The following is a 12,608-nucleotide window of genomic DNA, read 5'->3' as shown; positions in this document are numbered from 1 at the left end:
TGAGACCCCACAGACGCGTAGCGTCGAGGAGGCTCACCGCCCGCCCCGTGGTTCGCTGAGCATCCTCTCACTGCAATCAACGGACAACATTGATAAGCGAAAAACAACAATTTATACGAAAAGAGCCAAAGAAAAAGACCAGCCAAAACCATTTTTTTCCTCAACTTACACACTCGTCATTTAACAAGCATTTGTTCTAACTCAGCTTTTTGGCGCAAATGATGACGAAAATGCATACCTACTAAATCATACCATTCCCTTGCATTCAGCCATCCGAACCCTCCATGCTCTACTTTATAATTTGGGTTTATATTATCCACTTTTGGTTTCCATTGACTTAGCCTTAGAATTATTTGGTCCATTCTGCTGATAAGATCATCCTTGCTATCTGAATTGTTAGGTGGAGCATTTAGTTCAACCGGTAATTTAATTTTTATTGGAGGAAACCCTCCTATTTTGAATAAATGCTCACCAAACTCTGTTTTCCCAAGTGGCTGTTTACCATTTAATTTTGAACATTGTTCCATATTATCCAGGTATTCATGGGCAACAAGGATTAAATGGTCATACATTTGCCCAATTGACCAGACCGTTTCTTCAGATTTATACCTTAACTGTTCTAAAGAATATTTTTTTAGCTCGTTTTTGTAAGTCTTTATTAGCTTAAGTTCGCTCATTTTAATTTCTCCTTTATATTAAAATTAACTCACTGAATATGTAACTATTTATTCAATTTTCTATTACAAATACCTTCTTCAAAAATCTGCCCTGTTTGCCAATAAGAGAAATCATCATGCTCTTTTATCATAGTCTTTCAAAAAAAAGAGACGGCTCACATAACCGCCTCCCTAACTGATGATATTCCCTCTTTCAAAGTGATTCATATCCGTCAATTCAATCATATACTCGTAATTCTCAATCCTCTTTTGAAGAGCTCCTTTTTCACTCTCTGGTGCAGCCTGATCTTGCAATTTCATCTCCAGTTCTTGTTTTGCAGCTTCCAGCTTCTTCTTTATTTCTAAATAGTTCATTTTCAGCACCCTTTCGCCTTTTTTAAATTGAAAGCGTTTTCTCTTCACTTAATTATAATTGATTAATCCTCGTAATTATTTCAGAATATATTGATAATTTGCGAACTATAAAAAGCACTCCCTTTAAAGAAAGTGCTTTTTCTAAAGTTATTCCCAAATCGCAGATGCCCACTCAGGATGATCGATAAACGGATTGCGGTTATTCTGATAATCAGAGTAGATGATTTCGTTTCTTCTCCGTTCTTTATCATCGACTGGGTCTTCCTTATGCCACTCGAGCAGGACAGACATTTTGCCATGATATGGAGCAGAACCATTGTTGACTGCATTGTTTAGCTCGAGATCCACTTCTCCGCTGTCTCCTTCATAGCGGACAGCCATATAAAACAGCATACGCGCTACATCACCTTTTACAGCATCCCTTGGCTCCCATGAATCTGAGTCATAATAATTTCCAATTGCTTCTGAATGCTGGGATCCCCCATTATCAAAATCGAGATTCCCTCTTGAACTATTAACAGAAACATCTGTTGCCCGCAAATGGTGAAGGTCAGTTCCCGGACCCATCGCTGTGCCAAAGTTTCCGTGCGATTTAGCCCATACATGCTCCCTGTTCCAGTCATTGACTCCAGATCCATTGGCGAATTTGTCCTGTGAACGGCCGGTATATAAGAGAATGACTTTATTCGGATTTGCCGGATCTTCGTCCGTTTCACGCAGAGCTTCCCACACATTGGAATAGGATATTTCAGTATGATCATCAATGATGTTATGAAGAGCTGTTTTTAAAGACTCACCTGTTTTTCCATATGCTGCATCATAATACCCGCCAGGTCCGGGTTCCGGATCAGATGCTCCACCGCCATCCAATTCAAAAGCAGTACCCTCTTTAAGTCCCGGATGAGAAAAATAGGCAGCCAGCGTTCCCGATACTTTGATTTTCTTTCCCATCAGCGATGGATTCGATTTCAGGCCAAAGCTTGAGCGAAAGGAGGATGGGATTTGTACATAAAGCATCTTAGTCATACTGGTCTCTGAAGGACTATCCGCAAGGGCAAAAGCAAAGTCATTTGGAAACCCGCTGGTGATAACTGTATTTGTGGCAGTTGGCTGTCCGACCACATAGCCTTGAACAGTTTTGCCCTCGATGTTTTGAGAATTGATTCCCTGTGATACAGAATAAGGTGATGACCAGGATCCATCTCCCGCAGCTGCCCTTGTGATTGAATCTTGAATGGGCTGCATAACAACCAGAAGGGCAGCAAAAAGAATCAGCGATAACAGCAGACCTTTTCTCTTACGATTCAGCATTCATTCGCCTCCATAATGTTTTGAAAGGACTTAGAATAATCAGAAAAGTCACAATCAACTTCCAGTATAAATGAACACCTTCGCCCAAAGCATGGGGTATTGGTCCCGATATTTTACTGTTTTACAAAACAGCTTAAAATTAAATTCACAACCGCTTCTTTTCAACAAACACATCAGATACAAAAACTGCATGTCTTAAAGATCTTTTTCAATCTCTTCCATTATAGCATTGGGCCCATATGATTTATTTGATGTCACCGCAAGGGTTATCCCACTTTGTGGATAATAGGCAGAATGAAAGCTGACTCCCGGATCATAGCCCATGAGGTGGAACTTGAAAATAGCATCGTTTTTCTTGCTGATCCATAACCCGTAGCCGTAATACTTATTCTCACCTGCTTGAACATGCGGGGTCATAAGCTTTTCAGTATACTCCTCGCTTATGATCTCACCAGTACCCAATGCTTCCCAAAATAAGAGCATATCCTGAGCAGTAACATAGGCTCCTCCATCAGAGCCGCCTCTAACGGGCAATGAATAAATATTGGTTCTCCATGACCCACCTTCTTCATTATCTATATAACCAATTGCTGTATTCTCAGGGAGATTGTCAAATCTGAAATAGCCTGAATTCTTCATTCCACATGGCTCAAAAATATGAGACTGGATATAATCCTGGAAACTCAGTCCAGTCTTCTTCTCTATAATTAAACCCAATAGTATATATCCGGCATTATTATAATGGAATTTCTCCCCCGGCTTGAACATCATTTTTTTATTTTGGAACATAGGAAGAAAATCTCTAAGATGATTTAACAGGTACATTGGCCTTTCATTCCACAGCTCTTCAAAATCATCCATAACTGATTCATCAAAATAGTCCGGCACCCCTGATGAATGAGTTAATAGATGATGAATCGTAATAGTCTCATCAAAGAAAGGAAAAACATTCTCCAATACATCATTAAGCCTTGTTTCGAATGATAGGATTCCCTTCTCGACCAATTGACAAATGCCTGCTGCCGTAAAAATTTTACATCCGGAGGCGATGCCAAACCTGGTACCTGTTTTATTGGAGATTTTATTTGCTCTATCTGCATACCCTTCTGCTAGTTGCAGGGGATTTTCCTCCTTTTCTTTCATAAGTACAACACCGGAAAAACCAACATTATTAATTACAGTACGTACCTTTTTATCAATTAACATGAGTACCCCCTTTTAGGTATCTTTCCAATGACCTGTAATGGACAATAGCGGACTCTATAAAAAATATATCATAATTTTCCATATTTTTCGTAAAAAAAAGCCATTCTTCATATCAGAAGAATCGCTAAATCAATTCGATAAATATTTTTCAAAAGCAGTAATAGTCAGTAATTCATTTATATAAATTTTTTCAACCTCTCTAAATCCGTTTTTCAGATAAAAAGTGACTGCATGTGTATTCTTCGTCCCTGTAGTAACGATACATTTTTTTATCATCTGCCTCCCTTCAATGAAGTTCAGCAGCTTTTGGGCAATTCCCTTTCTAAAATAATCAGGATGCACAACCAGTCTGTGAATATCTAAAACATCATTCTTCTCTTTAAAGGAAACTGCACCGCATAATCTTGCGCCTATAAAGTACCCAAAAAAGGTCTCTCCTGTAATATGCAGGGTATTAGCAGTATCTTTCAAAGGTGGTAAATCAGGATAATTAATGATTTGAGCTTCAATTTTATACGCGGGAAGCTGTATGCTTAGAACTTGTTCAGCCGCTTTCCGGTCCTTAATATTTATTTCCTTTATCATAATAGTCCCTCTTTTTTAGATTAATTTTAAAAATAATTCTCTACCGAAAAAAAACTCTTTTTTTGGACGAATGAATCCCTTCCAATATAAAATGATTTAGGGGTGAAGTAGATGTTTCTAAAATATGAAGTGATAACAGAAGACAAACTCAGCCTTTGCCGGGATTTATGTAAAGAGCTGATGGCTTTCCAAAAATCAAAGGCACATATATCACCTGAGCGTTTTGACAGTATGAACTTTGAGTCAAGGATGATTCCATCTGTAAAGTCTGCTATACATAATTATATTGTGATCGTTAAAGATGTTGAAGAAGTTGTCGGCTATGTCTATTCCAATGTTTCTCCTAAGGAAGCATACACACCAATGATTTCGCCACTTTCTTTGATTTAAATTCTGTCAGGAAAGACAATGTTGGCTGCTTATCACAATTCTACATTAAAGATAACTACCGGCAATACGGAATTGGCTCAGTTCTTTTTAACATGTCAATAGAATGGTTACGTCAATTTAAAGATGTGGAAGATTATTTTATTTATGTGTCAAATGGAAATGCAGATGCCCTTGAATTTTATACACGGAAGGGATTTGCTGTGAGTCACGATATTTTGGACGGCTTTATTATAGTTTTGCGGAAATAGGATTATTTTCCCGTAATATAATTATAAATAATTGAATAATAGATTTTTGGAAACAAAAGTGCTATTTACAACTTTCGCAATTCTTTGTTATTATATTAAAAAAACATAAACTTTTACGCTTAATCTTAAATGAACGGGGGAACCAATCGCACTTTTCTATAAAGGTGCCTGGGGTGAATCCTTTTTCAGGTAGGGTACTCTCAAGACCCGAACCCGACAGCTAACCTCGTAAGCGTGTTGAGAGGAATACACTGCAACTATGCACAGTGGTGATACCTCTGTGCTTTTTTGTTGCCATTTAAGTTAGGTTTATGATTTTTGGGGGTAAAATAGGGAAGGACATTGTTTTCCGTGTCTTTATTTTACATTTTTTTACTTTATCCATTGGAGGAAAGCGTATGAAATTATCTACTAAAATTATTATTGCTTTGATTGCAGGGGGAATAACAGGACTTTTAATAAACTTGTTTGCGCCTGGTATATTCCCTGAGCTCGACAAGTTTCTGTTTACACCACTTGGGAAAATCTTTCTCAACCTGATTAACATGCTTGTTGTCCCAATCGTATTCTTTTCCATAGCTCTTGGTACAGCCGGCCTTGGTGATCCAAAGAAATTAGGAAGAATTGGTATAAAAACAATATCTTACTTTTTAGTTACTACAAGTATAGCCATTATTATAGGACTTACATTAGCAGCTGTTTTCCAGCCCGGAAATGTTGGGGAATTTGACGTAACAAATGTGGAGTATGAATCTAAAGAGGCTCCCCCTGTCTCAGAGACACTATTGAATATAATCCCAACCAATCCTGTAAAAGCCTTTACAGAAGGAAATATGCTTCAAATCATCACGTTTTCCATTTTCATCGGATTCGCTTTAACGATGCTTGGAAATAAAGCTAAAGGAATTTTAAACCTTATTGAACAGGGCAATGAGATAATGATGTATCTTGTTAATCTTGTTATGAAGTTTGCCCCTTATGGGACGTTCGGACTTATTGTGTCGGCTGTTGGAAGCCAGGGACTAAGTGCTATTAAAGCGATGGGACTTTATATGATTGTCGTTCTGTTAGCATTATTTATTCACGCGATCTTAACCTATGGAGGTTCTATCGCTTTACTTGCAAAGAAGAACCCGCTTTGGTTCTTTAAAGGCTTTGCACCGGCAATGGGTGTTGCTTTCAGTACATCAAGCAGTAATGCGACACTGCCAATTTCCATGAGTACTGCTCAAAAAAATCTTAAAGTTCCTGAATCAATCAGCAGCTTTGTTCAGCCGCTGGGTGCAACGATCAACATGGATGGAACAGCCATCATGCAGGGTGTGGCCACTATATTCATCGCACAGGTTTTCAATGTTGATTTATCACTCACACAGCTTATCACTGTTGTTCTAACTGCAGTTCTTGCCAGTGTTGGTACTGCAGGAGTTCCAGGAGTTGGCCTAATCATGCTTGCGATGGTTCTTAACTCCGTTAACCTGCCTGTTGAAGGTATTGCATTAATCATTGGTATTGACCGTCTGCTTGATATGACGCGAACAGCTGTCAATATTACAGGCGATGCTGCTTGTGCAGTTATTGTCGCTGAAACAGAAGCAAAGAAAGAGGCTGTTAAAGCCTGATTACAAAATAACACCGGCTATCCGGTGTTATTTTTTTTGGACCTCTCCCCCCCTCTCCATCATTCAATTTCATTGCTTTTCTATGATAGTTTAGTATAATTAGATTCATAACCATCACGTAACAGTTTGGAGGAAACCTCATGGGGCTGAGAAGTTAAGAATAGGAGAATTGGCTGAAAAAGCCAAGGTTACAAAGAGAACGATTGATTATTATACTTCCTTAGGTCTTTTAGAAGCAGAACGTTCAGCTTCAAATTACCGTTATTATGACTATTCCTCCATCGAACGAATTACTTTTATTGAGAAATCTAAAGCAGAAGGTTTGTCACTCGAGGAAATTAAGAGAAAAGTCATCAGCCAATTTTCAGAAGAGGTAGATGTTCTTGAACTAAGGCTAAAAATACAAGACTTGGAGGAAGATGTGACGAAAGCACTTTCTCAGCTAAAAAAATCAGATCCGAAAAAATATGAATACGTTAAAAAAAATATTTCACATGAAAGCTTTTCATTAATTCAGTCACTGCTTTTATTGCTGAACTGATGTCGTTTTTTGATTTTTGGAGCATTATGGATATCTGTTTGGGCACAATTTAAGTAGTGAACTTATTTGTATTATTACCATTTTAGGAGGTGTATGTCTTACTTTTTAGTAAGACTGCTTGTTGACAACCATAAATTTATTACTGATCGCATTATTAATAGCATTAACTGCATTCTTCGTAGCAACTGAGTTTGCGATTGTTAAGGTCCGTGTATCCCGAATTGATCAGCTGATTGCTGAAGGGAATAAAAGGGCTATGGCGGCAAAGAGAGTCGTTTCGCATCTGGATGAGTATCTATCGGCCTGTCAATTAGGGATCACCATCACCGCATTGGGTCTCGGGTGGCTTGGGGAACCTACGGTTGAAAAGTTATTGCATCCGTTATTTGAAAGATTTGAAATAGCAGAGTCCCTTACCCATATTTTATCGTTTGGTATTGCCTTTGCTTTAGTCACCTTCCTGCATGTCGTAGTAGGAGAGCTTGCACCAAAAACAGTTGCCATTCAGAAAGCGGAAGCAGTTACAATGGCATTCGCAGCGCCGATAATCTGGTTCTATCGAGTGATGTTTCCATTCATTTGGTTCTTAAATGGATCAGCACGGGTACTCGTTGGCCTATTTGGTTTAAAGCCGGCTTCTGAGCATGAAATGGCCCATTCTGAAGAAGAACTTCGCATCCTTTTATCAGAGAGTTATAAAAGCGGTGAAATCAATAAAAATGAACTAAAGTATGTGAACAATATCTTTGAATTTGATGAAAGAATTGCTAAAGAAATCATGGTTCCGCGTACGGAGATGATTACAATTGCTTCGGATCATTCACTGGCTGAAATCATGGAAATCATTCAAACAGAAAATTATACCCGATACCCAGTTGAAGATGGGGATAAAGACAATATCCGCGGGTTTATTAATGTAAAAGAATTTCTGACAGCCAGTCTCACAGACAAGATTACACCGGAGAACCTTGATTTAGACTCCTTTGTGAATCCGGTCATCCATGTCATTGAAAGCATTCCAATTCATGACCTGCTTGTCAAAATGCAGAAAGAACGAATCCATATTGCCATTTTAATGGATGAATATGGCGGTACTTCCGGTTTGGTGACGGTTGAAGACATTCTTGAAGAAATAGTCGGGGAGATCCGAGATGAATTTGATGAGGATGAAGTTCCTGAAATACGAAAGCTGAACGATGATCATTATATCCTGGATTCCAAGCTTCTTATAGAAGATGTCAATAATCTGCTTGGCACAGATTTTGATCATGAAGACGTGGATACCATTGGCGGCTGGTTCCTTACACAGCATATGGAAGCAGAGATAGGGACAGAGATTGATGCGGATGGATTTACTTTCAAAGTCCACGAAAAAGATGGGCACCAGCTTCATTATCTGGAGGTTTTCAAAAGCAAGCCCCAGTTAACGTAAGAAAAAACGGCGGCTCCGATTAAGGAAGCCGCCATTTTTGTGTCTATATAATACTTGATTGTTTTCTTATTACCCGTTAGACTGACTTATGTACTTCAAGTATTACCTTTTTATAAATTTACAGGATGTGTGTCTATGTCAGAAATTGTTATCAGCTTAATTGAATTTCTAAAACAGTTCTCTTACTTTGGAATATTGCTGGCCCTATGTTTTGAATTTGTCCCTGCAGAAGTGGTTCTTCCATTGGCCGGCTTTTGGGTTTTCGAGGGTGACTTTAATTATTATCTGGTTGTATTAGCAGGCACTGTGGGAGGAACGATCGGACCGCTGACCTTATATGCGCTGGGCCGATATGGCGGCCGCCCCATGGTTTTAAAATACGGAAAATACTTCTTAGTTTCGCAAAAGCAGATTGATGCGTCGGACAAGTTCTTTGAAAAGTACGGTTCAGGCGTCGCTTTCTTTGCCCGCTTTATGCCGGTTGTCCGTACAGCGATCTCGATTCCATGCGGAATGACCAAAATGAATGTGTGGAAGTTCTCGATTTATACATTCCTGGCTATGCTTCCGATTACCGCTTTCTATGTTTATCTTGGGTATAAACTTGGCCCTCATTATAAAGAAGCAGAGGAAATCTTCAATAGCTATGCTCTTCCTCTAGTCCTGATTATCCTTGCAGGAATCATTATTTTCTTTACGTACAAATTCATCAGCAAGCGTAAGAGCGAAAGTATCTAAAATGAACGGCACTGAATGACCAGTGCCGTTTTTCTATACAAAAAACTTTGAAGCCCAGGCAATATAATAGGCCCCGGGTATAAACATGATCTGAGCCAGGACGGTGCCTACCAATCTGGAAGTAACCATCATAATTGAAATTCCTTTCAGGTTCGTATACTTGGCTTTCCCTCGCACTACATTATCAGACATGACAGAGATTTTCGGGTCGACAAATATGGATAGAAGGATTGTTGCTACGCCGTTAATGAGGCCAGATGACATCATCGCTGTTCTGGAGCTTTCGTCGGTAAGCAAGGAAGCATATATCGCTGAGAGCACTCCAATTGTATAGATGGCGGTGACAAACATATTAAATAAAAATAGCCGTTTCGGTATTTCACTGAGTTTAATTCCATTTAGATAGGACAATCTCGGAAACCTTAAATGTTTGATCACTTTCTTTACCGACCTCCAGCTTAAGCCGATCTTTAGCAGCGAAGGGACTGACCCTCCTGTATCAGCAAGACGGATAATAGCTCTTGAAAAAATCGCTATGAATGTCGGCAGCAGCAAAATACCAATGATGGTCCCTATTGTGGATGCCCCAATTAATACCCTGAATTGACTTTCAACGAAACCGAGAAAATTTTGTTCTGGAGCCGTATCAATTATACTCCCAATGAGCGGCTGCTGACCCATGTTCGCCATTCGAGAAACAATGACAATGGTACTGAACAAAGAAAGCCCTGATGCAATCAGCTTGACCCTGGCACCCGATAGCCGGACAGCATAGGCTAAAGTTTCAATACTATGTATAAGGATGATGAATAAGGAAGTAAACAGGATCTTTCCTGTAATTAGATCCAATATGAACACTTCTTTCATTTTTCCTGATTATACCATCCTGTCATGTGTCTGGGAAGTTACAGGATGCTAATCCGGATGAATTGAACCATTTTACAAAAAGGACAAGTCGCAAAAAATTTCTTCTTGACTTACCCTCCATTTCCTTCTTTTCTCTTGGTTTTAGGCATTATTTCTTGATTAACTACCCTGCTCTTGCCGTTTTGGGCATTATTCCACCTGACTACCATTCTCCTCCTGCTCTCGCCGTTTTGGGTGTTATTCCACTTGATTAACTACCATTTTTCTCATTCTCTCAATCGTCTAGGCATTATTACTATCGATTAATTTATTGGAAGATGGTAAACCACGGAATGAGGATGTATATGGAAATTTTGCTGTATCGCATGCGATATGACGCAACTTGGTTAAATTTTTTTGAAAAGGAGGTATCTATCATGCATTCCCCATCCTCTTAAATTCCTTGCTCAAACAAGCCTGTTTAAAGCGCTTAGTCTGTTTAAGGCTGTTAATATCAGAGCGATTGTCATAGGATAGCTGAATATGAAAATAGTTGATATATTCGAGAATGGCAAAGACATAGATAAAGCCGGCAATCGCCAGCCCAGGAGGAACTGTCGGATGCCATATTATGAAGTCTGCCAAGAATGCACCTGGAATCACTGCGATCGTGCTCAGATTCCATTTCTTCATAACCCAAAGCCTCCGTACTAGCTTGATCGGGGCTTCTGACGTATTCTCTCTTTTTAATCGCTTCCATTTTACAAACCAATAAATAGAGCCCTGAATCAATATGAATTCCAGCAGCAGAAATGAAGACCAGAAAGAAAGCAGTGAATATAAATGGAGATCCGGATAAGTATCGTTCACCAGGAAACTGATGAGTACAAACAAAATAAGACTAAATGATTCTCCAGTAATAAGATATGTAAGTCTTTTAAGCACTCTATTTCTCAATTTGAGATTCTCCTTTTCCGAGTAAGAAACGCTAAAATATATTACGAATAATCCCAAAAATAGTTTCAAAAATCAGTCTCTTTTACAATATCGAATTAAAATGAAAATAAGGTAAAACTAATAAAAAGCATATTATCAGGAGTGAGACAATGCGAAACCCCTTTGAAGCAATTAAAGAAACCCTTAAAAATTTCACTGATGACGATCCCAAGCCGCCTTTGCATGTCGGGGAGGTTATGGATCTTTGGACTCTATATACTGCTTTCCATGAAGCCCACTCTCTCTATTATATTGCATTAAATATGACGACAGATACAGCGCTATTGCATACCATCCGTTCTGCCATTGAAGGAAGCCAGGCAGACACAAAAAAGATTGAAAACTTTCTGCTAAAAGAAGGGGTGCCTCTGCCATTAACTAATGCAGAAAAACCACTTTCCAACCCTGATTCTGTTCCTGAGGGCGTAAGGTTAACGGATGATGAAATCGCCAATTTAATATCTGTTAAAGTCGCAGCAAGCATAACCTTTTGTGCACAGGCTATGGCAAAAACAGTCAGAACGGATGTGGGAATGATGTTTTTTTCCATACAAGTGCATTTAATGGAATTCGCCTCCCCCCTTAAAAATTTAATGAAAGAAAGAGGCTGGCTGAGAATCCCGCCAAGCTATATGCCGCCTGGCAATCCTGAAAGAAAATAATTACTCTAAAAGACTTCTGCGGAGCAGGAGTCTTTTTTACATTTTTACCGATACAGTACTGGCACAGAAATATTTTCACAGCGTATTTCTATATTGGTGATGAATATGAAAATACTAAGAAGAACCAAAAGTATGCTAAAACGTGAGGCCAGGAAATTATTCGACAACAGAATGGAACGGAATAAAGAAAGAATGCGGGCTTCCGGCAACAACAAGAAGCTCTAATTTGGTCAAATGCCAGCGCAAAAAGAAAAAAGCTGAACAATTATAGAAGATTAATTACCACCATTTCCAGGAGATTTAATTAATAAAATCCACCTTTACTGATAATGATTTCGAAAAGAATCGAAAAAATGACACAGTTTGCTTATAAAAGAAAAAAGAACGCATGCTTTCCGACATGAAATTCAGATATATTCTTCACAAATCCTGACATAAAAAAAGAGAGAGCAGACCATTAAACCATTGGTCAACTCTCTTTCAATTAAGCTCCTATTCCAGCTAAGGCTCTCATCTGCTTTCTTGCCCTAAAAATCCTGGTTTTCACTGTTGAAGGCTTTAAATTAAGAATTGCAGCAATTTCCTGCTCTTTTAATCCTTCATCCACTTTCAGTAATAAAACCTCCCTGTAGTTCGATCCCAGCTGCGTGATGGCCGACTTGATTTCCTCTGCTGCAAAAGCTGTTTCCACTTCTTGTTCGACATCTTGCTTTGTAATGAGGCAGAAGCTTTCAAGAGTGTCCTGCTCCACCGGCACTGCAGCCTTTCGCTTATCCCTCCGAATCATATCCAGTGCGGTTCTTCTGGCAATGACCGACAGCCATGCCCCTGCTTTTTCTTCATCAATAATTGTTTCCGCCTTCTTCATAGCTTTAATAAACGTTTCCTGAACAATATCTTCTGCAAGATATGCGTCTCTTGTCATCGAAAAGCATATATAATAAAGCCGTTTATAATGGCAGGAATACAGCTCTGCAATATCCATAATTCCCCTCTTCCC

16 protein-coding genes and 1 riboswitch are annotated in these 12,608 nt (G+C 39.0%); of the genes, 8 read left to right on the top strand and 8 right to left on the bottom strand.

The features are described from left to right. The coding region (locus tag M3205_RS16510; RefSeq protein WP_251170928.1) for a hypothetical protein at positions 1-184 on the top strand (184 nt) is incomplete at its 5' end. Here M3205_RS16510 and M3205_RS16505 read toward each other — a convergent pair. The 5 genes from M3205_RS16505 to M3205_RS16485 form a co-directional block, all read right to left on the bottom strand. Beyond that, the gene (locus tag M3205_RS16505; protein ID WP_251170927.1) at positions 177-677 is read right to left on the bottom strand and encodes a DinB family protein; all 501 of its coding nucleotides are present in this window, start codon (positions 675-677) and stop codon (positions 177-179) included. The two genes, M3205_RS16510 and M3205_RS16505, sit on opposite strands and share 8 nt — an antisense overlap. Before the next feature lie 171 nt (positions 678-848). After that, entirely contained in the window at positions 849-1,031 is a 183-nt protein-coding gene (locus M3205_RS16500) for a DUF3896 family protein (protein WP_251170926.1), read from the bottom strand. Positions 1,032-1,178: 147 nt separating this feature from the next. Continuing rightward, positions 1,179-2,342 (bottom strand): endonuclease, encoded by a 1,164-nt coding sequence (locus M3205_RS16495; protein WP_251170925.1) that lies wholly within the window; start codon positions 2,340-2,342, stop codon positions 1,179-1,181. A gap of 195 nt (positions 2,343-2,537) precedes the next feature. Beyond that, positions 2,538-3,548 (bottom strand): serine hydrolase domain-containing protein, encoded by a 1,011-nt coding sequence (locus tag M3205_RS16490; RefSeq protein WP_251170924.1) that lies wholly within the window; start codon positions 3,546-3,548, stop codon positions 2,538-2,540. Between the two features lie 129 nt (positions 3,549-3,677). After that, a complete protein-coding gene (locus M3205_RS16485; protein WP_251170923.1) occupies positions 3,678-4,133 on the bottom strand; it encodes a GNAT family N-acetyltransferase in 456 nt (151 codons plus the stop codon). A gap of 111 nt (positions 4,134-4,244) precedes the next feature. On the opposite strand from M3205_RS16485, the gene M3205_RS16480 reads away from it, so the two are divergent. The 6 genes from M3205_RS16480 to M3205_RS16455 all read left to right on the top strand — a co-directional run bounded on the left by M3205_RS16480 (position 4,245) and on the right by M3205_RS16455 (position 9,104). Then, positions 4,245-4,523 (top strand): hypothetical protein, encoded by a 279-nt coding sequence (locus M3205_RS16480; protein ID WP_251170922.1) that lies wholly within the window; start codon positions 4,245-4,247, stop codon positions 4,521-4,523. Further along, a complete protein-coding gene (locus M3205_RS16475) occupies positions 4,487-4,771 on the top strand; it encodes a GNAT family N-acetyltransferase (RefSeq protein ID WP_311315739.1) in 285 nt (94 codons plus the stop codon). Before M3205_RS16480 ends, M3205_RS16475 begins: the two co-directional genes overlap by 37 nt. A gap of 106 nt (positions 4,772-4,877) precedes the next feature. After that, positions 4,878-5,020, top strand: a riboswitch (cyclic di-AMP (ydaO/yuaA leader). 149 nt (positions 5,021-5,169) lie between these two features. Then, the gene (locus tag M3205_RS16470; RefSeq protein ID WP_251170921.1) at positions 5,170-6,393 is read left to right on the top strand and encodes a dicarboxylate/amino acid:cation symporter; all 1,224 of its coding nucleotides are present in this window, start codon (positions 5,170-5,172) and stop codon (positions 6,391-6,393) included. Positions 6,394-6,562: 169 nt separating this feature from the next. Continuing rightward, positions 6,563-6,934 (top strand): MerR family transcriptional regulator, encoded by a 372-nt coding sequence (locus M3205_RS16465; protein WP_251170920.1) that lies wholly within the window; start codon positions 6,563-6,565, stop codon positions 6,932-6,934. A 121-nt stretch (positions 6,935-7,055) separates the two neighbouring features. Then, positions 7,056-8,366, top strand: a complete 1,311-nt coding sequence (locus M3205_RS16460; RefSeq protein WP_251170933.1) for a hemolysin family protein — start codon at positions 7,056-7,058, stop codon at positions 8,364-8,366. A gap of 135 nt (positions 8,367-8,501) precedes the next feature. Next, on the top strand, positions 8,502-9,104 hold the full coding sequence (locus tag M3205_RS16455; RefSeq protein ID WP_251170919.1) for a DedA family protein: 603 nt from the start codon (positions 8,502-8,504) through the stop codon (positions 9,102-9,104). Between the two features lie 33 nt (positions 9,105-9,137). On the opposite strand, the gene M3205_RS16450 is transcribed toward M3205_RS16455, so the two are convergent. Together M3205_RS16450 and M3205_RS16445 are read right to left on the bottom strand one after the other, a co-directional pair. After that, positions 9,138-9,953 carry a lipid II flippase Amj family protein gene (locus tag M3205_RS16450; protein ID WP_251170932.1) on the bottom strand — a complete coding sequence of 272 codons (816 nt, stop codon included), beginning with the start codon at positions 9,951-9,953 and terminating at the stop codon, positions 9,138-9,140. Positions 9,954-10,385: 432 nt separating this feature from the next. Next, positions 10,386-10,907, bottom strand: coding sequence for a general stress protein (locus M3205_RS16445; protein WP_251170918.1), 522 nt, complete (start codon positions 10,905-10,907; stop codon positions 10,386-10,388). Between the two features lie 149 nt (positions 10,908-11,056). Between M3205_RS16445 and M3205_RS16440 the strand changes: the two genes are divergently transcribed. Next, positions 11,057-11,608, top strand: coding sequence for a DUF3231 family protein (locus M3205_RS16440; protein ID WP_251170917.1), 552 nt, complete (start codon positions 11,057-11,059; stop codon positions 11,606-11,608). A 484-nt stretch (positions 11,609-12,092) separates the two neighbouring features. Here M3205_RS16440 and M3205_RS16435 read toward each other — a convergent pair whose 3' ends face one another. Then, entirely contained in the window at positions 12,093-12,593 is a 501-nt protein-coding gene (locus M3205_RS16435; RefSeq protein WP_285886507.1) for an RNA polymerase sigma factor, read from the bottom strand. Positions 12,594-12,608: the final 15 nt, after the last annotated feature.

This window comes from Cytobacillus firmus (genome assembly GCF_023715565.1).
Taxonomy (GTDB): Bacteria; Bacillota; Bacilli; order Bacillales; family Cytobacillaceae; genus Cytobacillus; species Cytobacillus firmus_C.
This window is presented reverse-complemented; position numbering and strand designations above follow the sequence as displayed.